The following is a 21,249-nucleotide window of genomic DNA, read 5'->3' on the forward strand; positions in this document are numbered from 1 at the left end:
CTACCTGTCGAGTTGGCTGTCCGTGTGCTGATAGATTGGCAAGTAAAGCTGCATGCAAGTTCCCCGGCCGGGCTCGCTGTCGACGCAAATGGCACCACCGCTCTGCCTGGCAAAACCATACACCTGGCTGAGGCCCAGGCCAGTCCCCTTGCCAAAGGGCTTGGTAGTGAAAAACGGTTCGAAGATCCGCGGCAGTACCGCTGGCGCGATGCCCTCGCCGCTGTCTTCGACCTCGAAACGCACAAACCCGCCGTGCAGGCCCTCCACCTCACCGGTCAGCTCGACCACCTCGACTGTCAAGCCGATCCGGCCCTGCCCCGTGATGGCATCGCGGGCATTGAACAACAGGTTGAGCAGTACCATCTGCAATTGCCCGGCATCCACCTCGATCAGGGGCAGGTCCGGTTGCAGCACCACCTCCAGGTCAATCGATCCAGGCAGCGCATGCTCCAGTAGACCACGGGTGGCGGCAACAAGGTTCGCCGGGGCGACGCAAGCCACATCAAGCTTGCGGTGGCGGGCAAAGCTGAGCAACTGCTGGGTCAGCTCGGTGCCCCGCTGCCCGGCATCGAGAATGTGCTGCAACATGCGCTGGGCGCGTGCCGGGTCCTGGGTGGCCAGCGCCAAGCGCGCCGAGCTGATGATGATGGTCAGCATGTTGTTGAAGTCATGCGCCAGGCCACCGGTCAACTGGCCGAGGGCCTCCAGCTTCTGTGCCTGGAACAGCTGGGCGCGCACCGCGTCCAGTTGCAGCGCCGACTCGCGGCGGTCGGTGATGTCCCGGGTCACCTTGGCCAGGCCGACAATCTGGCCCTGGTCATCGCGAATCACATCCAGGGCGGCCAGCGCCCAGAACTGCGTGCCATCCTTGCGTACGCGCCAGCCCTCATCCTGCGCCTCGCCCTGCTCCAGCGCCTGGCGCAGCAAGCGCTCCGGGCGGCCCTCGGTGCAATCCTGCGGAGTGAAGAACAACGAGAAATGCTGGCCGATCACTTCATCGGCACGGTACCCCTTGATACGTTGCGCGCCTGCGTTCCACGACACCACATGGCCGGAAGGATCAAGCATGTAAATGGCGTAATCCACCACCGACTGAACCAGCTGTTCATAGCGTTGGGCAGTCATGACAGGGTGATCGAGACAGTCAGCTGAAACCATGCGAACTCCACCGGCACAGCAGGAGGGAAAATATTGCGAGGTTCAACGCCCAGGCTCAACCAGCACAAGGCTGATGCGCCGAGGCATCGCCACTTTCAGCAGCCACAAGCCGACCAGCAGGATAAGCCCTCCACCGGCCAGGGCCATCAGCCGCTGCGGTTGAGAGTGTTCGGCATCGAACCCAAGCATCAGCAGATAACCGCCCAGGCTGATCAGGCTCAGGTAGAGAAATGCCGCCAGCACGACGACCAGCACGAACAAAAGTCGCCACAATAGCCGTGGGTGCACTATACGCTCGGGAGTATCGGACAGAGTCATCACCGCACACTCTTTGGATCCAATAAAAGGGCAACAGTGGCGTAATGATAGCAAGGTGTCAATTGCCCATTCGATCGACCTTCATTCTGTTGATCATAGGCGCTGTGGTTGACTCAACTATAACAATGGGTTATAAAGCGCGCTTGATTGCGAAGCCCTTCTGCTTAGAAGCGAGCTGGTCGTTACGGCCCCTTCAAGCGTGCGAGTGTGGTGGAATTGGTATACACAGCAGACTTAAAATCTGTCGGCGTGAGCCTTGCGGGTTCGAGTCCCGCCACTCGCACCAAATTTCTTCGCAAAAGGCGCCCTCGCGGCGCCTTTTTGCTGCCCGCCTGCAAGGTGTTGCGCAGCTGCTAGAGTGGAGCTTGAACCCGTCCACTGGAACGCCGCCATGCGCTACTCCCTGTTCGATGGTCAACGCGACATCATTATCCTGATTGCCCGTGTGCTGCTGATGATCCTGTTCGTCTTGTCTGGCTGGGGCAAGCTGACCGGGTTCGAAGGCACGGTCGGCTACATGACTTCACTGGGCGCTCCTGCCCCCATGCTGGCAGCGGCAGTAGCCGTGCTCATGGAATTCGCCGTTGGCATCCTGCTGATCCTCGGATTCTACACCCGGCCGCTGGCCTTCCTGTTTGCGTTGTTCGTGCTGGGCACGGCGCTGCTGGGCCACCCGTTCTGGAACATGGTCGACCCTGAGCGCAGCGCCAACATGACCCAGTTCCTGAAAAACCTCAGCATCATGGGCGGCATGTTGTTACTGGCGGTAAGCGGCCCCGGGCGTTTTTCGGTGGACGGGCGCTGAGTCAGTCGTCTTCGCAGTCGTCGAACCAGGCTGGGTGACCACGCTCTTCTTCATCAAGGTCATCCAGCGTTTCTTCGTCTTCCTCGATGTCATCCTCGACGCCTCGGGCATCGGCTTCTGCCTCAGTGTCGTCGTAGAGGAATTCGTGATCAAGCAGGTGATCATGTTCGGGTTCGTGCAGGTCATCTTCGTCGCGCATGCTGACTCCTGGGCTGGTGGCAGGCCTGTATAGGCGGATCGCCTGCACAGGTCAATGCATTACCGCTTAATGCTGGGTTAACCGGCCGGACCCAAGCTGCAGGCTCTCCCTTCAAACGTTGCTTGCCCGCCATACCCGGCGGGCTTTTTTATTGCTGCCACTCCCCCTGCGTCCAGTGCAGTGAAATCACATGGAACCCGGCCCATGCTGACCACACTCGAGCTGAGCCATGCATGACAAGTCCATCACCTGAGCTTCACAAAATGCTGACATCCCGCTGGGCACACTAACCCTGCTCCCTATGTTCTTACAGCCCGCCGCATCGTTGCCGCGGGCTTTTCTTTTTGTGGCATGCACAGTGCCTCTGACCATGACCTGAGGCAGTTTTACCGTATCGGCCCAGGGCTATGCTTAGCCGGCGATAAGCAAGCCCATTCGGAACAGGATACGGAGGCTCGTATGAAAGCTGCTGTTGTTGCACCAGGCCGTCGCGTGGAAGTGGTGGAGAAAACCCTGCGCCCCCTCGAGCACGGTGAAGCGCTGCTGAAGATGCAATGCTGCGGTGTGTGCCACACCGACCTGCATGTGAAAAATGGCGACTTCGGTGACAAGACCGGTGTGGTGCTAGGTCACGAAGGCATCGGCGTGGTCCAGGCAGTAGGGCCAGGCGTCACCTCGCTCAAACCGGGCGACCGCGCCAGCGTGGCCTGGTTCTACCAGGGCTGCGGGCATTGCGAGTATTGCAACAGCGGCAACGAAACCCTGTGCCGCGAAGTGAAGAACTCCGGCTACACCGTGGACGGCGGCATGGCCGAAGCCTGCATCGTCAAGGCCGACTACTCGGTCAAAGTGCCCGACGGGCTCGACTCCGCTGCCGCCAGCAGTATTACCTGCGCCGGCGTCACCACCTACAAGGCGGTGAAGATCTCCAACATCCGCCCCGGCCAATGGATCGCCATCTACGGCCTCGGCGGCCTGGGCAACCTTGCCCTGCAATATGCCAAGAACGTCTTCAACGCCAAAGTGATCGCCATCGACGTCAACGAAGAGCAACTGCGCTTCGCCAGCGAGATGGGCGCTGACCTGGTCATCAACTCACGCGCCGAAGATGCCGCCAAGGTCATCCAGGCCAAGACCGGTGGCGCCCATGCCGCCGTGGTTACCGCCGTTGCCAAGGCTGCCTTCAACTCGGCCGTTGACGCCCTGCGTGCGGGTGGCCGCCTGGTTGCGGTCGGCCTGCCGTCGGAAGCCATGAACCTGAACATCCCTCGCCTGGTGCTGGACGGTATCGAAGTGATCGGCTCGCTGGTCGGTACCCGCCAGGACCTGCAGGAAGCTTTCCAGTTTGCGGCGGAAGGGAAAGTGGTGCCGAAGGTGACTCTGCGACCGATCGAGGATATCAACCAGATCTTCGATGAGATGCTGGAGGGCAAGATCAAAGGGCGGATGGTGATTCAGTTCGAGGGGTGATGACCCATGTGCGCTGGCTGTTGGTGCAGCGCACACTACCCTGAAATGGGCGCGCCTTAGGTCCTGGTTTCAGGTAAGCGCTATGCTTGATACACGATTTTATCCAAGTCGTGGTTTGTAGTCGGTTCGCAAGCAGAAGACTGGCTAGCACATCGGAGTGAACGTATGGGCATCCGCAGCTTGGCGAAAAACCTGCCACCCGACCCGGACAATGACGGCTGGGTACTTGGATGGGGCGTACTGAGAGACCGGCATCCCTGGCATTTCGTCGATGTGTTTGCCGACCAGAGGGCCGCCAGGGCCGAGGCGGTGCGCCGCGGGGTTGGCTATGTTGTGGAGTTCGGCTCGCACCGCCTGGGATCGGATGAATTCGTTTGTGGGATATCCCCGCCTGAAGGCTAGCCTGTGAGTGGGTTCATTATTGGTCTAAACGCCGCCGCGTCAGAAACAGTACCACGCCCAACGGTACGGCCAGCAACGCCAGCAGCTCTAAGTCAAAACCCAGGACCTGCTGCTGGCCGACGTTGAGGATTCCAACCAATCCCGCTGCCAGTAAAACCAAACCCAGCCACTTGCGTAGTAGGTATGGTTTTAGAAACTGAACGACGATCGCGCCTAGAATCAGTATGGCGACCGTTTGCATGATGTAGGGCATGTGCAATTCCTCAGATCTTAATGACCAGCATCACGCCAGAGTGTTCTGGGCACCCACCTACCCGGCAGCACTACCTGAAGCCACAGCTATCTGCTTGGCCCTGACCGGCGTCAACCCTTGGTCAGATCAACCAATGGCGCCTGCAGTACCTCGGTTTCGCGCCCTCCTTGTATCTCGCCAACCTGCTTCAAGGCCTTGTCCACTGCAACCTTGTCCACCAGCAAGCTGTAGCTGATGTGGAACTGCCTGTTTTCCTTCGGTCCGATTGTCGGCACAAGGTTCAGAGGCCGCTGATAACGGCGATTGTAGGAAAAGCTCGTCCCTGGTTCCAGCCCCGTTACATAACCCTGGCCTTGTGTATCGGTATTCTTCCACAGGGAAAATACAGGCAATGTCCGAGTATTGAAGCCGACCGAAACGCCCAGATTGCCAGCCTTGTCATGCAACACGGTCAACGTATTGCCCTGGTCATCGGCATACGGCACCACGTTGTAAACCGTTTCGTCATAGTCCTTGGTCGGCGCTCGGTAGGTTTGCCAGTCGGGCAGATCTGCCCTTGCCTTGTCGTTGAATGGCGACACCTGTTTCACTGGCGCGGCAAAACGAGCGCCCTGCTCCAGAAACGGGGTGCTGAAGTTACTGTGATAAAGCGCCTGGTATTCCTTCGGATAGTCACCGCTGTTGGTCAAGGTGTCGTTGAGGGCGAACTTCACGCTGCCGGGTTCGGTGACCAGTTCGGTCACGACGGAGAAGTCGACTTTCTTGAATGCCTGCTCTTTCACTACACCACGCAAGGTAATGGCGTAAGGGGGCTTCTCATCAATGTGCAGGGTGACTTGGTTCGCAGGAGTGTTGGCAGCCCGACCGTGCAGGGTCAGCAGTTCGCCGTTGTCGACGCCGGGGTGGCCGACCCATTCGTAACCGCAGCGGGTGACCAGTTCATTGAAACCTTCCAGCCAGCCCAGGCCATTGCGCCCGTTGAGGTCGATGAAGGACGGGTTGACCACTTCCTTGACCGGCGAATCCCAGCCCATGCGCACATTGCCGACCGACGCCTGCAAGACGTTCATTCCACGAGTCGGCACGACCGACAGTTTCATCGTACCGTTATCGATGTCGACGATGCTGACACCCTCTTGCCGACCGCCGTGCAAGGTGCGCAAGGTAACGCTGAAGGGCTTGTCGGTTTTTACGCCAAGTTGCTGGCTGGTGATCTGCCAGTTCTGGGCGGCTTTGTCGGTGTCGAGCAGAACGTAATCCCAGGCCAGGGTGTTGGAAGCCGCAGTCAGGGCGCCAAGCGCAACGAAGAGTTTGAGGAGGGGCATGGCAGGTTGCCTTTCTTGGAGTTGTTCCCTTTTATAGACTCGAAGAAACGTTTCAGCAAGCTAGCCAAGCGATGCTTTCGATTGGCACGGGTTTCTTTAGCTATTTTCGGGGAGTAGCCTCGGCACAGTGAATCTTTCGAGCCCGATCAGGTTATCAACCTTGTGAAGGCATCAGAGAAACAGAAAAACTGCACAACTCGATAGAATTTTCATTGCCATGCCAGACGGTTTCCCTGATTTGCCCTCACTGAACGCGTTGCGTGTTTTTGAAGTGGTGGCTCGCCGCTTGAACTTCCGTGTGGCTGCCGAGGAACTGGGTGTGACCCAGGCGGCAGTTGCCCAGCAGATACGCGGGCTGGAAGCGAGCCTGGATCTGCGTTTGTTTGAACGCCTACCCCGCGGTTTGGCGTTGACTGATGCAGGCCTGGGCTATAGCGGGAGCATTCGAAGTGCACTGGCCATGATCGACGAGGCAACACGCCTGCTTCGGCCACAGACTTCTCACCTGACAGTCAGCGTTACACCTACCTTCGCCTCAAAATGGCTGATTCCCAGGCTCGGCAATTTTGCGCAGAGTCATCCAGACATCGATTTGCGTGTGCTGGCAACCGATCGGCTGTCGCACTTCAGCACCGATGGTGTGGATATCGCTGTCCGTTATGGCAAGCCCGAGTTCGGAGCGGGCTTGAATAGCGAACTGCTGATGGAGCAGCTAATCGTTGCGGTGGCCAGCCCAAAGCTGTTCGAAGGCAGCGAAATACCTGCAAGCTTTGCGCAATTGCAGGATTTCGTCATGTTGCACGATGCCCATAATTTCTGGCCTCAGTTCCTTGCAGAGCTGTTCCCACAACACATGCAGCCCACAGCCAGAAACCTGCGTTTCAATCAGACCTCATTGGCCATTGAAGCGGCAATCAGCGGTCAGGGCATTGCCCTGGCCAGCCCTGCGTTCGTCGGTGATGACATTGCCGCAGGCCGGCTGATGCAGGTTTTTACCCAGCAACTCAGGATCGACAAGTCGTTTTATCTGGTCTGGCCACGCAAGATGAAACAGCCAGACTCGTTGAGCGTGGTCCAATGCTGGCTCAAGCAACAAGCTGCCGATAGTTAATCTATCGTAATAGTGAAGTTTAGCTGTCTCCCTCACCAATGGGGCTGCTGCTAAGGTGAATGCACCTGAAAAATCAGCATTGAGAGATTGGAGGCAGCATGTCAGTAGAAAAAGTTGCAATTATCACGGCAGGTGGCAGCGGCATGGGCGCTGCGGCAGCACGACGCCTGGCCGCCGAAGGCTTCAAGGTTGGGGTTCTTTCCTCTTCGGGCAAGGGCGAGGCGTTGGCTGCCGAGCTCGGCGGTATTGGTGTAACCGGTAGCAACCAGTCGGTTGAAGACCTGCAACGCCTGGTCGACGCTGTCGTGGAGAAGTGGGGCCGTATCGATGTGCTGGTCAATAGCGCCGGCCATGGTCCACGCGCGCCAATCCTGGAAATCAGCGACGAGGATTGGCACAAGGGCATGGATACTTACCTGCTCAATGTCATTCGCCCGACTCGCCTGGTGACGCCTTACATGCAGCGTCAGAAGAGCGGAGTGATCATCAACATCTCCACTGCCTGGGCGTTCGAACCCAGCGAGCTGTTCCCGACTTCTGCGGTATTCCGCTCGGGCCTTGCCGCATTCACCAAGATCTTCGCCGACAATTTCGCCGGCGATAACGTGCGCATCAACAATGTCCTCCCCGGCTGGATCGACAGCTTGCCGAGCACCGAGCAACGCCGCGACAGCGTGCCGCTCAAGCGCTACGGCACCAGCGAAGAAATCGCTGCGACCATTGCGTTCCTTGCTAGCGAAGGCGCGGCCTACATCACTGGGCAGAACATCAGGGTCGATGGCGGCGTAACACGCAGCATTTGATCGTCCGTGGCCGCAGCACTGCTGCGGCCCTCGTTTCATGGAGCCTGGTTTTTTCATGCTGGACGATCTGTTTCAAAGCATATGGGCGCAACTGGCGATCCCGGTCGGCCCGGTGCGCAACCCTTATCGGCTCATGCAACTGTCCACCCTGGACGAGCAAGGATGGCCCGCCTCCAGGACAGTTGTACTGCGAGATGCCGACGCCCGTGCAGGCGCGCTGTACTTTTACGCGGACAGGCGCTCGGCAAAATGCACGCAGATTGCCGTTGATCCACGCGTTGCACTAACGGCACTGAGCCCTTGCGGCCTGACCCAGGTGCGCATGGAGGGGCTTGCCACCCTGGTCGAGGACATCGAGTATCGACGACGCTGCTGGTCGACGGCGCGTGACAAGACACAGGCATTGTTCCGTCATGGCGCTGTGCCGGGGCAGGTGATTGAAAGCCCTGAAGTCGCCTACGAACGCATCCAGGGCGGTTTCGAGCACTTCGCAATCCTATGCATCGAGCCGCGAGCGCTGGAGTGGCTGGATCTCACACGACCCGTTCAGCAACGGGCGCGCTTCCTGCGCCATGAAGGATTGTGGCAATCCTGCTGGCTGGCTCCCTGAGGCAGGCTTCTCGTACAGAACATGCAAACAGGAGTAATTGATGAAAGGTTACTGGATCATTCTGGGGACTGCTGTTACCGACACGCAGGCGCAGCAGGAATATGGCCGGTTGTGGGCGCCAATCGCCGAGCATTATGGCGCCAGGCTCAAGGCTCTCGATTCGACAGCGCTGGTCGAGTCGCATACCAGCACACGGGCGCTGGCGGTCGAGTTCGACAGTTATGCCCAGGCCCAGGCGTGCTATGCCGATCCCGCCTATTCGCAAGCAAAGGCGATGGCATTACGCGCCTATCGTCGTGAGTTGCTTATCGTTGAGGGGGATTTAGGCTGATCAAGGGTTCGCTGATACGGATGCCATGGGACGATAGCGTCCGGCATTGTTCCTCTCCTCCAGCGCAATACTGAACAGCTCTGCCAAAAGAAAAGGCACCCGCAGGTGCCCTCTCAATACCGTTTACGGAATGAATCGAGTGCCACAAGCGTGGCACATCCAAGTGCGGCGCCACTCTTCCAATTTGTCGTACTGTGCGACGTTGAATTTCCAGTGGCGAACGAATCCAATTACACCGACGGTGATAAATATCGCGCCTATGAAGAACCTTGACCAATCAACGCCCCAGAAGGTGTTCATAAGCTTGAGGCCATCGTACAAGATGATTGCACCAACCCCCGTAAGGATGACCGGGCCAAGCAAGCGCTTACCTGGAGGTGGACCGACGCTTGCCGCCAAATTGGTCTGATGCCGACCTGAAGTTTCAACGGTCACGCTTGGTCCGAATCCGGATTGGGACTGCGCTTGGTGGGTTGCTTGTATGTGAGAAGTGCCAGCAGCATGGATGATAGACAGAAGCTGGACGTTTTGACCTTGGCATTGCGGGCAGCAGATTGCGTTATTGCTCACCACGTATTCATTCCTTTGAGGGGTGAAAGGCGAGCATTCTAAGGCAATTGCATACATCAGCGCACTACGCGACTTTATCCGAGCGCTATTCACGACTTACCCCGCCCACAAACAAACCTACCATCCACCCCATCTGTGTAGGAGGACCGCCATGGGCGCACTTCGAGCAGCACAATGGCAGTACGACAACCAGTTGCCGCCTCCGGTGAGCGAGAGCGCGGCTGAGGAAGCTGAGGCGCGCTGGTTCGACGATGGCATCGCGGATGCTGTTGGCGCGCCGTAACGTAGTCTTCCAGCGCAACTTCCACCAGCGTGGCGTGACCTACGAGCGCTTCGCCCAAGCGGTGGATGAGTTCGCGATGGGCCAGCTTGAAGAGATAGCTCGGCAGCTACGCACTCCTTTTGCCAAGGAAGCGGTGCTGGCCCAGGCCGAGGACGCGGAATGAATCCCCACAGCGTGGCGGTGAGCGCCATCGAGGCAGCAATCGAGACGATGCTTCTACCGGGTCTGGCCCGGTGGAGGATGCGAAGGCGGAGACGATGGTCGTCGCCTACTTCTCCATCCTCGATCCTCGTCATCGACTCCAACGAGTTCAAACATTACTGCGAGCGCATTCGGCGTATTGCCGTTCGGCGCAAGGAGGCTGCATGACAACGCCACTGATCACCACGCTCATTGATGAGCAGGTCGCTGAACTGCCCGAGAGTCAGGCAATGCCCGGCGACCGGGTGCTGATGTTGTTCAAGGGTCCAACCTTCGCGGCCGCGATGCACCAGGCCGAACTGGCCAGTATCGAAAATCCGCAGGCCTGGAACTGCCGGGCCTGCATCTGCGGAGAGTCGACCTTGGGCTACGAGGTTCGGGTGTGAACTCCTACCAGCGGGCCCGCCACTTGGTCATTTGGCGCGAAATCAACACCCAAAGAGCCCGGCACCGGGCCAGGCTTTTACATTTAGGCCCATCTACAGCTGAACGTTATTCCAATGGGCGCTTGTGATAACTATAACGCTCTGCATGGGATACCCTCGATGGGTCCGGCGGGCCCTGCTTCTGCCCTCTTCGAAAGGGAGGGCTGTCGAAATTGTCGTCACAGTTCTCTTGGAAAGCGCTCTCACTCTGATCGACTGATCTCTGTAGCCGCCCCTCATTATCGGCTGGCTGACTGACCTGTCTGTCACTATCTACGCCATACCTATCTCTGGACATACACACCTCTCAATGCTCAGAAGTCCTGAGCTATTTGAGTATGCGCTTCCCACTCTTCCAGAAGAGATAAAGCGGACCACTGGGACAGGGCTTGGGCTGAGTTGGCATCCAGATCGTATGCTCAATCCAGCTCACTCATACGCCTGTCGCCTGTTTCTTTCATTTTGAAAAGGAGGGTGAAACTGCCGGTAAGGCTTTGCCGTAGCTCTTGGGGCATTGCGAAGGAAAAATGGATGAGCCACGAACCATCTTTCAATCGAAATGTATCACCCCGGTAAAGAGCTACATCCGCCTCGCTCACTCCAATCCGCACGGCAATATCTGAATCACTTGGCGCATCAAACAAGGTTGTGCCCTCACGTTCACCATGGAGCGAGCAAGCAGTGCATCTGGGCGCGCTATCGTTTGTGAATCGGCTTGGCCGTGTGAGGGTTCGTCCAAACGACCTTCGGCTTGCTCGCTAGCACGCCGCTGACTCCAGAAGGAACGCTTTCAATTTGGCCTCCCTGCTTGATGAACAAGTCAGTCTGTTCATTCAAGCGCTCATGGGCACGCTGCGTCTCTGGGGATATGGCCTGGTGCATAAAAGCTACCTCTTAAGTGAGAAGCCGCAGAAAACGGCTACGCAGTCACTATACAGGGAATTTGAAGCACCCGTGGGAATTAGAGCAAGATACTGAAAAATGCCGACATAATAAACGCAAAATCCTGCAAGTTTTGTTTAGAAATCCGTAAACCAAACCATCCGCCGCCGCTATAGCGCAGCATCTGCAAGCATTTATCGCCGCTTTTCTTCGCGTCCCGGTGAGGCGCAAATGCCCGCCATAGCGCACAACCATAGCCGACGCACAGGCCGCTTGGCCTACATCAGGGCTTGACCTGGCATTTCCCCTATTTCAACTGACGGCGCCGGCCTGGCGCGAGGTTTTCCAATGCCCACAACCAACATGCGCATCTGGGAGCAGGTGCAGACCACCGATACCCGCTGCACCAAGAACGCCGAGGTCGGCGGCCAGAAGATCACCAACCTGAACGGCACCGCGATGGTCATGAAGGCGACCGAAATGTTCGGCCCGGTCGGTATCGGTTGGGGCTGGAAGGTGCTTGAGGAGCGATTCGACGACGGTCACGAGGTGTTTTCCGGCGAAGGCGACAAGCGAATCTGCTTGGGCCGGGAGATCGGCCACACCGTCAAAATCCAGCTCTGGTTCATGCAGGACGGCCAGCGCGGCGAGGTCGAGCAGTACGGGTGCACCCGGCACCAGTACAAGACCAAGTACGGCATGACCTCTGATGGTGAGGCGCCGAAGAAGTCGTTGACCGACGCCATCAAGAAAGCCCTGTCCATGCTGGGCTTCAGCGCCGATGCGTATGCCCATCCTACGTCGCCGGCGTCATCAAGGTGGACGTGGCAGCTTTCTGGGCCGAGCAACCTTTTGACCTTGGCATGGACTCGGACTACGGCAACTGCGACCTTTGCTGGAAGAAGAACGAGGCCAAGCTGATTAGGACCATCCAGGAAGATCCTTCCCGGGTGATCTGGTGGTCCGGCACCGAAGAACGGTTCGGCCAGGTGTTCAGACAGGACCGCCCTAATTACCGGTCGCTTGCCTGGTCAGCGGACCAACGCGCCAGGCAGACGGATTTTGATTTCGACTACTTAGCCGAAGACATCGACTGCTTCTGTGGGGACTGAAGTGTCGCTACAGACTCACCAGTTGCAGGCCCAAATCCAACCCAGACCCAATAAAGAGCAAGAACCAAAACAGCAGCAACCATGGGGTAGGTTGCGAAATTCAAGACGTAAGAGCCCCAAACCTTTGCCGACATCGTAAATTTCTGCCACCCATCCATAGGGTAGTCCTCAGGCATTTCAAGCTTTGCCCGGAGGTAATCGCCTCGAAAATCGTTGTTCGAGTGGGTCTCGTAAAGCTTCAGGACGTCGTGGTACCCCTTCCAGCTCTCGTCATATTTCTTCTGGTCGAAGGTACCTGCAGTTTTATGTGGGTGAGCCTCCTGCTTCAGCTCGCCTAGCTTAGAGGCGTAGGAATACATCTTCTCTGACCTGTTGGAAAAGTCGTTCTTCTCGATCAGCAGCGAATACACAAGCACCGCGATCGATGCAAAAACCTGAAGAAGGACTACCTCCTTCCTTTTGATATTTGCGCCTAGATCGTAGGCCTGCATTAGAGATACCAGGATCAGAACCAGAGACAGGATGACGACCGTATAGGTCGAAAGCTTCGCATGCAGGCGCAGGCGCCGAGAGGCATGAAACCTAGTTTTCGACGTGGCATCCATCTTCTTGTACAGATTCTTAAAGCTATCAGTTCCCGACATTGCGCGTCCTCCGTGCGACAGGCGCGCATCTTATAATTGAGGCTTTCCCAGCCCACAGAAAACCGATCCAGCAACACCGACCCACGCGATGTGCTCATCAGGCTCAACCCGCTAGGCCTGAGCGAGCAAGAACTGCGCAAGGACAGTAATGGCTTCGAAGACCAGCGCACCCACAGCGACTACCTGCTGTTCCTGGCTGGCTACCGCGAAACGCACCAGCAACCCCTCTCCCCTATCACGAGCAGGCTACCTGGTCGGATTTTGGGAGAGTTTCTGTGGCAATGCGGCGAGCCCGTCCGACGCCCCAGGCTAAAGCCCTGGTCATTGATTCACCGGGACGGGAATCGAACGCCTCCTCGTGAAGGGCCATGCCCGTCGAGGCATAGACTCCAATGAACATTTGCGTGTTACCTGCGCGCGACAGTCGCACCTGGACATCTATGTGCGTTCCATCGCCAAGGGTCTCGTCATGAGTGCGGTGGTGAAGCGAAGGATCAGCCCATTGCCAGAAAACTTCACCGCGTATCCTCATGTCGATCTCCTACGACTTTAGTTGTATGCGATAGGTGAACGTTCACAATAGCGAACACGAAGCGGTTATCAACCGCAGCGGGAGATACTGAAAACTGAATCGGACAAGCGGCGATCAGCCTTCGTCCGGCGGCTCAGGCAGGTGCATCGTTGCAGCAAAAGCCATCCATTCTTCAAAAATGCGTCGGTGCTGGTCGCAATCCGATCGCCAGCTGGAGGAGGACGTCACACCATACACAACCTGACTCATCGTTTGAGCCGTGTAGGTATCGAGCTTTCGAAGCAGTTCGTACGCATGAAACTGTTGATCCTTGCTAATAGAGCTCATGTGATCCACCGCTGATGAGGAGCGAAGCACTCCTCGTGACCGGTGGACACCCCGCCACAGATTAAAGTCACCAGAACTTAAACTTTTTTCGCCAACTGCCGCGATATGGCGGCCAAGGACGAAGTCATGCCTGAAGACAGCAACCGGCTTGGCCGGACCACTTCCGCTATATCGACGAGATTAGCCCTGACGGGATAAGCGCCGGTTTGCGTACCCGGATAAAGCGAAGGCCCTTCATTCCTACAAAGTGAGGAAGCGGCACCAGTTCGGACATGCCCAGCTCGCCATGGAGCGTGCCAAGACTGATCTGGAAGATCTCAATGGCGTGGACGCGATTGCAGACGAGCGACTGTGCTCGGGTGGCGACTTCATCAAAGAACTGAACTGGGATGACTATTAATGACCCGCCTCGCCCTCTGCCTCCTGCTGCTGGCCACCGGCGCCAGCGCAGGCGAATTGCCCAAAGGTGTTGACGTCTTCCACGACGACGAGCGCGGCGCAACCTGCTGGACCTTCGGTTTCGACTGGCGCGACGGCATAAGTTGCATCCCCGACAGCCAGCTGCAGGCCGGCAACCAGTTCCAGCTTTCCCCGCACGAAACCCAACCCGAACCTACACCCGCTCTGGCGCCTGGGCGCTGGATTGATGAGAGGTATCAGCCGTGAGCCCCAGGATTGTCCCAAATGGCCGGGGTCAACAAAATCCGCAGGCATTAAAAAAGCCCCGCAACCTCAATGGTTGCGGGGCTTTCGAATGGTGGAGGCCGAGGTCGGAATCGAACCGGCGTAGACGGATTTGCAATCCGGAGCATAACCACTTTGCTACTCGGCCTCAAAGGTCGGATCTAGCAGCTTGCGCTTCGCTATCTCCTTGAAACACTGAACCTTTTTCAAAGTTTGCTGCGTTTCGATGGGCGCCATTATGTCTTCATTCCTTTAACCTTGCAACCCCCTGAACGAAAAAAAATTTCAACGGGTTCAAGGTGTTAGCGCAGGCGGCCGAGTTTACTCCACAAGCCCACCACTGTGTTCTCCACGGTGCCACTGGCAGCCATGCCGATTCGCTCCTGCAGGCTCTTGCGTTCGGCGTAGTGCAGGTGGAACAGGTTGGCGTTGCGCGCGCGTTCGCTGAGGTACTCGTCGCTGGTCTGCAACTCGTCCACCAGCTTGCGGTTGAGTGCCGCGACGCCCAGCCAGACTTCGCCGGTGGCCACTTCGTCGATGTGCAGCTGCGGGCGATAGCGGGAAACGAAGTCCTTGAACAGCTGGTGGGTGATGTCCAGGTCTTCCTGGAACTTCTCCCGGCCTTTCTCGGTGTTCTCGCCGAACACGGTCAGGGTGCGCTTGTATTCACCGGCGGTAAGCACTTCGAAATCGATGTCGTGCTTCTTCAGCAGGCGGTTGACGTTGGGCAGCTGCGCCACCACGCCAATGGAACCCAGTACGGCGAACGGTGCGCTGACGATCTTCTCGCCAATGCAGGCCATCATGTACCCGCCACTGGCGGCTACCTTGTCGATGCACACGGTCAACGGGATGCCGGCCTGGCGAATGCGCGCCAGCTGCGATGCGGCCAGGCCATAGCTGTGCACCAGGCCACCACCGCTTTCAAGGCGTAGCACCACCTCGTCGCGCGGGGTGGCGAGGGTGAGCAGCGCGGTGATTTCGTTGCGCAGGCTTTCGGTGGCAGAAGCTTTGATGTCGCCATCGAAATCCAGCACGAAGACCCGGCCCTTTTCCTCGGCCTTGCCCTTCTTCTGCCGCTTTTCCGCCTTGGCCTGCTGCTTGCGTAGGGCCTTGAGCTGGGCCTTGTCGAGCAAGCCGGATTCCAGGCGCTCGCGCAGGTCCTTGTAGAACTCGTTCAGGCGGGTGACCTGCAATTGCCCACCCGATTTGCGCCGCCCCTTGCCGCGCAGCCCGGCGATGGCCGACAGCACTATCAGGATGGCGATGACCAGGGTGGCGGTTTTGGCGAGAAAGCTTGCGTATTCAGCAAGAAACTCCACGTTGACTCCTTAAAGACTTGCGCCACTACGGCGCGTAACTGTAGCAAGCATACCGTTGCGCCTGAGGTGCTGCCAGCCGTGGCAAACGCTGGCAACACCTTTCAAACAACCTTTTCAAACGCTTGTATGTTTTTTCGTTGACAGCCCGTGTGCCGCATCCTAACCTCGCAGCAACCTCCAACAGGCCGGAACCTTTCGTGGGCAACCTCTACCTGATCCGACATGGCCAAGCCTCCTTCGGCGCCGATGACTACGATGTCCTCTCGCCCGTGGGCGTGCGCCAGAGCCAGGCCCTGGGTGAGCACCTGGCCCAGCTCGGTGTAAGGCTGGACCGCTGCGTGGCAGGCGACCTGCGCCGCCAGCAGGATACCGCGCGCCTAGCCCTGGATGCATTGCACGCCAATGGCTGCCCGGTGCCGGCTGTTGAGACCGATACAGCATTCAATGAGTTCGATGCCGATGGTGTGATCCGCGCCTTGTTGCCCGGGCTGCTGCCTCAGGAGCCCGACGCCCTGCACATCCTGCGCAATGGCGCGCAGCACCGCAGCGAGTTCCAGCGCCTGTTCGCACTGATGGTGCAGCGCTGGCACGATGGCGAACATGCCGACGATGACCTGGAGACCTGGCAGGCGTTCACCGCCCGCGTGCAAGGCGGCCTGCAGCGCGTACTGGATGCTGCCGGTAGCGGCGACAATATCGCCATCTTCACCTCGGGCGGTACCATTGCCGCCCTGCTCCACCTGGTTACCCGTATTACCCCCGGACAGGCGTTCGCGCTGAACTGGCAGATCATCAACACGTCGCTCAGCCAGCTGAAGTTCCGCGGCCGCGACGTGGCACTGGCTTCCTTCAACAGCCAGGCCCATGTGCAGCTGTTGAGGGCGCCGGAGCTTGTCACCTATCGATGAGCCCGGCTTGTTGTGTCCCTGCGGGGACGTGTAAATCACTCTATAAGGAATGCGCCATGACCTCCGTAGCTGATGCCGTCAAAAAGATGCAAGAGAAGTTCAACCCATCCGCTGCCGCCGGCCTGGACCTGGTGTTCGGCTTCAACATCACCGACGAAGACAAGCACTACGCGCTGATCGTCAAGGACGGCACCTGCGACCTGCAGGAAGGCGAAAACCCGGATGCCAACTGCACCCTGGTGATGGATAGCGAAACCCTGAAGGGTATCGTCAGCGGCGAAACCGACGGCATGCAGGCATTCATGGGCGGCAAGCTGCGCGTTGAAGGCGACATGATGCTGTCGATGAAGCTCAGCGAGCTGTTCCCGTCCTGAGGGCTGGAAATAGCGGATGATCGAAAAACCGAAGCCTGACCGGCTTCGGTTTTTTTTTGCCCGTGCCCAACAGCCCGCACAAGGCCGCCTGGCTTGTGGGCACTTCCACAAAAACAAGTGAGCGCTATCAAGGCAGTTGATCAAACAGCAACACCCTCACCTATATGGCATCTGGCACGCTTGTCCCATCCCCGGCGGACCATTAGATTAGCCAATAGTCCTTGCGATCGAGAATAAGGAAAACGCATGACGCTCACCGACCAGTCCACCCAGGTACGCCCCGGCGAAGAACTCGACGCGGCTGTCATCGACCCTTACCTCAAAGCCAACATCCCCGGCCTGGATGGCCTGCCGAGCATCAGCCAGTTCCCTGGCGGCGCCTCCAACCTTACCTACCTGGTCAGCTACCCGGGCCGCGACTTCGTGCTGCGCCGTCCACCGTTCGGGCAGAAGGCCAAGTCGGCCCACGACATGGGCCGCGAGTTTCGCATCCTCAACCAGCTCAACAGCGGCTTCCCCTACTGCCCCAAGGCCTATGTGCACTGCACCGACAGCAGCCTGATCGGCGGCGAGTTCTACGTGATGGAACGGGTCAAGGGCATCATCCTGCGCTCGGACATCCCGGCCGAGCTGGACCTTGACGCCAACCGCACCGAAGCCCTGTGCAAGAGCTTCATCGACCGCCTGGTGGAACTGCACCAGGTGGACTACAACGCCTGCGGCCTGGCCGACCTGGGCAAACCGGAAGGCTATGTGCAGCGCCAGATCGAGGGCTGGACCAGCCGCTATGAAAAGGCCCTGACCCCTGACGCCCCGCGCTGGGAACAGGTGACCGCCTGGCTGCACGAGAAAATGCCCGCCGACCACCCGCGGCCCGGCATCGTGCACAACGACTACCGTTTCGACAACGTGATCCTCGATGCCGACAACCCCATGCGCATCATCGGTGTGCTGGACTGGGAAATGGCCACCCTGGGCGACCCGCTGATGGACCTGGGCAACAGCCTGGCCTACTGGATAGAGGCCGACGACCCGGCGCCAGTGCAGCTGATGCGCCGCCAGCCGAGCAACGCGCCGGGCATGCTCACCCGCCGCCAGTTCGTCGATTACTACGCCGAGCGCGCCGGCATCCGCCTGGACAACTTCGATTACTACTATTGCTATGGCCTGTTCCGCCTGGCCGGCATCGTCCAGCAGATCTACTACCGCTATTACCACGGCCAGACCCAGGACAAGCGCTTCGCCCAGTTCATCCACATGAACCGCTTGCTGGAGCAGATGACCATGCAGGTCATCGCCAAGTCCAGCCTCTGAGCCCCGACCTAGACGACGGATAACAAGGAAAACAGCATGTCCAAGACCCACCTGTTCGACCTCGACGGCAAGATTGCCTTCGTTTCCGGCGCCAGCCGTGGCATCGGCGAGGCCATCGCCCACCTGTTGGCCCAGCAAGGTGCCCATGTGATCGTGTCCAGCCGCAAGCTCGACGGTTGCCAGCAGGTGGCTGACGCCATCATCGCCGCCGGTGGCAAGGCAACGGCGGTAGCCTGCCACATCGGTGAACTGGAGCAGATCCAGCAGGTGTTTGCCGGCATCCGCGAACAATTCGGGCGGCTGGACATCCTGGTCAACAATGCCGCTACCAACCCGCAGTTCTGCAACGTGCTGGATACCGACCCGGGTGCTTTCCAGAAGACCGTGGACGTGAACATCCGGGGCTACTTCTTCATGTCGGTCGAGGCCGGCAAGCTGATGCGCGAGCATGGTGGCGGCAGCATCATCAACGTGGCGTCTATCAACGGGGTTTCACCCGGCCTGTTCCAGGGCATCTACTCGGTGACCAAGGCGGCAGTCATCAACATGACCAAGGTCTTCGCCAAGGAGTGCGCGCAGTTCGGGATCCGCTGCAACGCCCTGCTGCCAGGCCTGACCGACACCAAGTTCGCCTCGGCACTGGTGAAGAACGACGCCATCCTCAACGCCGCGCTGCAGCAGATCCCGCTCAAGCGCGTGGCCGACCCCAAGGAAATGGCCGGCGCCGTGTTATACTTGGCCAGCGATGCTTCCAGCTACACCACCGGTACCGCACTCAATGTCGACGGTGGCTACCTGTCCTGATCAGGCTTTTACTGCAACCAGGGTGTAGCTCAGGGGCAGGCGTGCGGGCTGCTCGCGCAGGCGATATTCACCGTCGTCGCCCTTGACCATCTGCCCCGGCAGCGCCTCCCAGGGGATACTCTGGTGCTCGACCAGAGCGGTCAGTTGCAGGCCGTGGGCCAGCAAGGCGCTGATCACCTCGCCCAGGCCGTGGTTCCACTCGTGGGTTTCGGTGTGGGAAAGGCGCTGCTCGGTTTCGACGTAGGTTTGGTCGTTGTGCCACACCGTCGGCTCTTCGTGTTCGAAATACGGGTATTCGAGTTGCAGGCGGTCCTGGTGGTCTTCGTTGACTGCCATCAGCATCGGGTGCCCGTCGCGCAGGAACAACCGACCACCCGGCTTCAGCAGGGCCGCGACAGTACGCGCCCACGGCTCGATGCGAGGCAGCCAGCAGAGCGCGCCGATGCCGGTGTAGACCAGGTCGAACGTGCCGGCCGGCAACACCTTGTCGGCGGCGTAGACGTCGGACTCGACATACGCGATGGGTGCCGCACAGCGCTGGGCCAACGCACGCGCCTCGGCCAGCGAAGCCGCGGAATAGTCCAGGCCACAGACCTTGGCACCAAGGCGCGCCAGCGAGAGGGTATCGGTACCGATGTGGCACTGCAGGTGGACGGCGTTGAGCCCGTCGATATTGCCAAGCAATGGCAGGTCGAAGCGTACGGTCTCGGAAAGGTGTTCGGGATGCTGGATGAGCCGTTCGACTTCGTAGTCGTTGGAAGCAGCGTGCAGCGGGGCACGTTCATCCCAGCTGGCGCGGTTGAGTTGCAGTGAGCGGTCCATGGTGTCTTCCTTGATTCGTGGGGGCTCATGCTAGCCCCCACCAATCTCCCTGCGACAGGACTGCCTTGCTAAAAATTGTAAAGCTGGCGCGCTCCCACCCGACCCCACAGAGCCCCTGCCAAGTCAACCAGCCATGTGAAGTCGCCAGCCGTTACAGGCAGGTCGCCGCCGCCGCCCGGCGCTGCAGGGCCACACCGTCGTTCTTCTGCGCGTAGTAATCCACCCGCGCCCCACCCACCTGCGGGTACACGTCCACGAACGCCTCGGCCTCACGGGTATACACGGTGAAGCCACCTTGCTTGCGTGGTTCCAGATAACCACTGGCGTCGTCGCCGAATACCTTCTCTTCCTGCCAGCTGAACTGGATGCACTGGGCCACCAGCTCTGGCGCCTTGTGCGAGTCGAGCTGCGCGGTCGGCTTGCCGCCTCGGGCCGTTTCCATGGTCGCAGAAGCACAACCGACCAGCATCAACGCCGCGGCCATCGGCAGAATCGCACGCATGTTCCATCCTCAGGATAAAAAAGAAGGCGACTCTAGCACTGGCAAGCATCGCGAGTGAATTGTCGCGCTCAGGTGGCTGTCGCAGATAAGGCATTCCGTCACAAGGAGATAACCATGAAACTGCACCACCTGCTGTTCGCCGTCCTTGCCAGCCTGCCCCTGGCTGCCACCGCAGCCCCCTCCAGCGAAGAAAGCGTCACCACACCAGAAACCCACAACCGAGAGCTCAAGGTCGGCGACAAGGCACCCGACCAGTACAAACGCGATGACCAGGCTATCAAGGACTGGAAAGCCAAGGGCCTGCCAGCACCGGAAAAGGAAAGCCACTGGGTAAACATGGGTGGGCGCTACGTGCTGGTGCAGATCACCAACGGTGTGGTGCTGGCGATCCAGCCAGCCCGCTGATTCAACACTCTTCACTCCCGCCGCTCTCGCTGGCACGACAATTTTTTGCCTGCCAGCGAAACCAAATGGATCCTTTCCAGTCTCAGGAGGTGTGCCGTAAACCATTGCGGATCAAGGACCTATATCGTGATGACCCGTCTTGCAAGCCTTTCGCTGATTGCTGTTGTCCTGCTGACTGCCGGGTGCCATAGCCATCGCTACCATGACGACGACGACGATGGCTGGCGTGACCGTGACCGTGACCATCGCCACCACCATCGGCATGACCGCGACGACGATGATGACGACTATCGTCGATATCGTGGTGACCGCTACTACCGCTGAAACGTCTTTTTCAACCCTGGCCCGCCGCC

At 58.9% G+C, this 21,249-nt stretch carries 28 protein-coding genes, 2 tRNA genes and 2 pseudogenes; 18 read left to right on the forward strand and 14 right to left on the reverse strand.

The annotated features are described in order from the left end of the window. Positions 1 to 1,158 (reverse strand): two-component system sensor histidine kinase NtrB, encoded by a 1,158-nt coding sequence (locus tag GYA95_RS13055; protein WP_043935714.1) that lies wholly within the window; start codon positions 1,156 to 1,158, stop codon positions 1 to 3. A 42-nt stretch (positions 1,159 to 1,200) separates the two neighbouring features. Beyond that, positions 1,201 to 1,476 (reverse strand): hypothetical protein, encoded by a 276-nt coding sequence (locus tag GYA95_RS13060; protein WP_043935716.1) that lies wholly within the window; start codon positions 1,474 to 1,476, stop codon positions 1,201 to 1,203. A gap of 201 nt (positions 1,477 to 1,677) precedes the next feature. Here GYA95_RS13060 and GYA95_RS13065 point away from each other — a divergent pair. Both GYA95_RS13065 and GYA95_RS13070 read left to right on the forward strand, forming a co-directional pair. Further along, positions 1,678 to 1,762 (forward strand) — tRNA-Leu (locus GYA95_RS13065). Positions 1,763 to 1,867: 105 nt separating this feature from the next. After that, on the forward strand, positions 1,868 to 2,281 hold the full coding sequence (locus GYA95_RS13070; protein WP_015270882.1) for a DoxX family protein: 414 nt from the start codon (positions 1,868 to 1,870) through the stop codon (positions 2,279 to 2,281). Position 2,282: 1 nt separating this feature from the next. On the opposite strand, the gene GYA95_RS13075 is transcribed toward GYA95_RS13070, so the two are convergent. Then, positions 2,283 to 2,480: a hypothetical protein gene (locus GYA95_RS13075; protein WP_015270883.1), complete on the reverse strand. Its 198-nt coding sequence runs from the start codon at positions 2,478 to 2,480 to the stop codon at positions 2,283 to 2,285. A gap of 459 nt (positions 2,481 to 2,939) precedes the next feature. Here GYA95_RS13075 and adhP point away from each other — a divergent pair, with 459 nt between their 5' ends. Continuing rightward, positions 2,940 to 3,950: an alcohol dehydrogenase AdhP gene (adhP, locus tag GYA95_RS13080; RefSeq protein WP_015270884.1), complete on the forward strand. Its 1,011-nt coding sequence runs from the start codon at positions 2,940 to 2,942 to the stop codon at positions 3,948 to 3,950. A 165-nt stretch (positions 3,951 to 4,115) separates the two neighbouring features. Continuing rightward, the gene (locus tag GYA95_RS13085; protein WP_015270885.1) at positions 4,116 to 4,352 is read left to right on the forward strand and encodes a hypothetical protein; all 237 of its coding nucleotides are present in this window, start codon (positions 4,116 to 4,118) and stop codon (positions 4,350 to 4,352) included. A gap of 16 nt (positions 4,353 to 4,368) precedes the next feature. Here GYA95_RS13085 and GYA95_RS13090 read toward each other — a convergent pair whose 3' ends face one another. Together GYA95_RS13090 and GYA95_RS13095 are read right to left on the reverse strand one after the other, a co-directional pair. Next, positions 4,369 to 4,605 (reverse strand): hypothetical protein, encoded by a 237-nt coding sequence (locus tag GYA95_RS13090; protein WP_015270886.1) that lies wholly within the window; start codon positions 4,603 to 4,605, stop codon positions 4,369 to 4,371. Positions 4,606 to 4,715: 110 nt separating this feature from the next. Then, the gene (locus GYA95_RS13095; RefSeq protein WP_015270887.1) at positions 4,716 to 5,930 is read right to left on the reverse strand and encodes an aldose 1-epimerase family protein; all 1,215 of its coding nucleotides are present in this window, start codon (positions 5,928 to 5,930) and stop codon (positions 4,716 to 4,718) included. Between the two features lie 217 nt (positions 5,931 to 6,147). Between GYA95_RS13095 and GYA95_RS13100 the strand changes: the two genes are divergently transcribed. The 4 genes from GYA95_RS13100 to GYA95_RS13115 all read left to right on the forward strand — a co-directional run bounded on the left by GYA95_RS13100 (position 6,148) and on the right by GYA95_RS13115 (position 8,785). Then, positions 6,148 to 7,041: a LysR substrate-binding domain-containing protein gene (locus GYA95_RS13100; protein WP_015270888.1), complete on the forward strand. Its 894-nt coding sequence runs from the start codon at positions 6,148 to 6,150 to the stop codon at positions 7,039 to 7,041. Between the two features lie 98 nt (positions 7,042 to 7,139). Beyond that, positions 7,140 to 7,844, forward strand: a complete 705-nt coding sequence (locus GYA95_RS13105) for an SDR family oxidoreductase (RefSeq protein ID WP_015270889.1) — start codon at positions 7,140 to 7,142, stop codon at positions 7,842 to 7,844. A gap of 55 nt (positions 7,845 to 7,899) precedes the next feature. Then, complete coding sequence (locus GYA95_RS13110; RefSeq protein ID WP_015270890.1) at positions 7,900 to 8,454, forward strand: pyridoxamine 5'-phosphate oxidase family protein; 555 nt, start codon at positions 7,900 to 7,902, stop codon at positions 8,452 to 8,454. A 40-nt stretch (positions 8,455 to 8,494) separates the two neighbouring features. Further along, positions 8,495 to 8,785 (forward strand): DUF1330 domain-containing protein, encoded by a 291-nt coding sequence (locus GYA95_RS13115; protein ID WP_015270891.1) that lies wholly within the window; start codon positions 8,495 to 8,497, stop codon positions 8,783 to 8,785. Positions 8,786 to 8,908: 123 nt separating this feature from the next. On the opposite strand, the gene GYA95_RS13120 is transcribed toward GYA95_RS13115, so the two are convergent. Next, positions 8,909 to 9,355: a hypothetical protein gene (locus tag GYA95_RS13120; RefSeq protein WP_137137585.1), complete on the reverse strand. Its 447-nt coding sequence runs from the start codon at positions 9,353 to 9,355 to the stop codon at positions 8,909 to 8,911. 151 nt (positions 9,356 to 9,506) lie between these two features. Between GYA95_RS13120 and GYA95_RS13125 the strand changes: the two are divergent. After that, positions 9,507 to 9,801 (forward strand): annotated as a pseudogene (locus GYA95_RS13125) (hypothetical protein). A 202-nt stretch (positions 9,802 to 10,003) separates the two neighbouring features. After that, complete coding sequence (locus GYA95_RS13130; protein ID WP_015270895.1) at positions 10,004 to 10,225, forward strand: hypothetical protein; 222 nt, start codon at positions 10,004 to 10,006, stop codon at positions 10,223 to 10,225. 735 nt (positions 10,226 to 10,960) lie between these two features. On the opposite strand, the gene GYA95_RS28320 is transcribed toward GYA95_RS13130, so the two are convergent. Next, the gene (locus tag GYA95_RS28320) at positions 10,961 to 11,146 is read right to left on the reverse strand and encodes a hypothetical protein (RefSeq protein WP_015270896.1); all 186 of its coding nucleotides are present in this window, start codon (positions 11,144 to 11,146) and stop codon (positions 10,961 to 10,963) included. A gap of 348 nt (positions 11,147 to 11,494) precedes the next feature. Here GYA95_RS28320 and GYA95_RS13135 point away from each other — a divergent pair. After that, a pseudogene (locus tag GYA95_RS13135) lies at positions 11,495 to 11,935 on the forward strand (Rad52/Rad22 family DNA repair protein); the annotation flags it as partial. A 283-nt stretch (positions 11,936 to 12,218) separates the two neighbouring features. On the opposite strand, the gene GYA95_RS13140 reads toward GYA95_RS13135, so the two are convergent. The 3 genes from GYA95_RS13140 to GYA95_RS13145 all read right to left on the reverse strand — a co-directional run bounded on the left by GYA95_RS13140 (position 12,219) and on the right by GYA95_RS13145 (position 13,761). Then, positions 12,219 to 12,902: an SLATT domain-containing protein gene (locus GYA95_RS13140; protein WP_015270898.1), complete on the reverse strand. Its 684-nt coding sequence runs from the start codon at positions 12,900 to 12,902 to the stop codon at positions 12,219 to 12,221. 235 nt (positions 12,903 to 13,137) lie between these two features. Then, positions 13,138 to 13,434 carry a hypothetical protein gene (locus tag GYA95_RS27920; protein ID WP_043935719.1) on the reverse strand — a complete coding sequence of 99 codons (297 nt, stop codon included), beginning with the start codon at positions 13,432 to 13,434 and terminating at the stop codon, positions 13,138 to 13,140. 114 nt (positions 13,435 to 13,548) lie between these two features. Beyond that, the gene (locus tag GYA95_RS13145) at positions 13,549 to 13,761 is read right to left on the reverse strand and encodes a hypothetical protein (RefSeq protein WP_043935721.1); all 213 of its coding nucleotides are present in this window, start codon (positions 13,759 to 13,761) and stop codon (positions 13,549 to 13,551) included. Positions 13,762 to 14,160: 399 nt separating this feature from the next. Between GYA95_RS13145 and GYA95_RS13150 the strand changes: the two genes are divergently transcribed. After that, positions 14,161 to 14,427: a hypothetical protein gene (locus tag GYA95_RS13150; RefSeq protein WP_015270900.1), complete on the forward strand. Its 267-nt coding sequence runs from the start codon at positions 14,161 to 14,163 to the stop codon at positions 14,425 to 14,427. A gap of 92 nt (positions 14,428 to 14,519) precedes the next feature. Here the strand turns inward: GYA95_RS13150 and GYA95_RS13155 are convergent. Beyond that, a tRNA-Cys gene (locus GYA95_RS13155) sits at positions 14,520 to 14,593 on the reverse strand. Positions 14,594 to 14,747: 154 nt separating this feature from the next. Continuing rightward, complete coding sequence (sohB, locus tag GYA95_RS13160; protein ID WP_015270902.1) at positions 14,748 to 15,767, reverse strand: protease SohB; 1,020 nt, start codon at positions 15,765 to 15,767, stop codon at positions 14,748 to 14,750. A gap of 197 nt (positions 15,768 to 15,964) precedes the next feature. On the opposite strand from sohB, the gene GYA95_RS13165 reads away from it, so the two are divergent. The 4 genes from GYA95_RS13165 (at position 15,965) to GYA95_RS13180 (ending at position 19,167) form a co-directional block, all read left to right on the forward strand. Beyond that, positions 15,965 to 16,675, forward strand: coding sequence for a histidine phosphatase family protein (locus tag GYA95_RS13165; protein WP_015270903.1), 711 nt, complete (start codon positions 15,965 to 15,967; stop codon positions 16,673 to 16,675). A 56-nt stretch (positions 16,676 to 16,731) separates the two neighbouring features. Further along, positions 16,732 to 17,049 (forward strand): SCP2 sterol-binding domain-containing protein, encoded by a 318-nt coding sequence (locus GYA95_RS13170; protein ID WP_003257405.1) that lies wholly within the window; start codon positions 16,732 to 16,734, stop codon positions 17,047 to 17,049. A gap of 246 nt (positions 17,050 to 17,295) precedes the next feature. After that, positions 17,296 to 18,363: a phosphotransferase family protein gene (locus GYA95_RS13175; protein WP_015270904.1), complete on the forward strand. Its 1,068-nt coding sequence runs from the start codon at positions 17,296 to 17,298 to the stop codon at positions 18,361 to 18,363. A 36-nt stretch (positions 18,364 to 18,399) separates the two neighbouring features. After that, positions 18,400 to 19,167: an SDR family oxidoreductase gene (locus GYA95_RS13180; protein ID WP_015270905.1), complete on the forward strand. Its 768-nt coding sequence runs from the start codon at positions 18,400 to 18,402 to the stop codon at positions 19,165 to 19,167. Here GYA95_RS13180 and GYA95_RS13185 read toward each other — a convergent pair whose 3' ends face one another. Then, positions 19,168 to 19,989 (reverse strand): class I SAM-dependent methyltransferase, encoded by an 822-nt coding sequence (locus GYA95_RS13185; protein WP_015270906.1) that lies wholly within the window; start codon positions 19,987 to 19,989, stop codon positions 19,168 to 19,170. A gap of 151 nt (positions 19,990 to 20,140) precedes the next feature. Continuing rightward, positions 20,141 to 20,491 carry a hypothetical protein gene (locus GYA95_RS13190; RefSeq protein ID WP_015270907.1) on the reverse strand — a complete coding sequence of 117 codons (351 nt, stop codon included), beginning with the start codon at positions 20,489 to 20,491 and terminating at the stop codon, positions 20,141 to 20,143. Positions 20,492 to 20,605: 114 nt separating this feature from the next. On the opposite strand from GYA95_RS13190, the gene GYA95_RS13195 reads away from it, so the two are divergent. Together GYA95_RS13195 and GYA95_RS13200 are read left to right on the forward strand one after the other, a co-directional pair. Further along, complete coding sequence (locus GYA95_RS13195) at positions 20,606 to 20,896, forward strand: RcnB family protein (RefSeq protein WP_015270908.1); 291 nt, start codon at positions 20,606 to 20,608, stop codon at positions 20,894 to 20,896. 129 nt (positions 20,897 to 21,025) lie between these two features. Beyond that, positions 21,026 to 21,220 (forward strand): hypothetical protein, encoded by a 195-nt coding sequence (locus GYA95_RS13200; protein ID WP_080604890.1) that lies wholly within the window; start codon positions 21,026 to 21,028, stop codon positions 21,218 to 21,220. The last annotated feature ends 29 nt before the right edge of the window (positions 21,221 to 21,249 follow it).

Origin of the sequence: Pseudomonas asiatica (genome assembly GCF_009932335.1) — a bacterium.
In the GTDB taxonomy this organism is placed as follows: domain Bacteria; phylum Pseudomonadota; class Gammaproteobacteria; order Pseudomonadales; family Pseudomonadaceae; genus Aquipseudomonas; species Aquipseudomonas asiatica.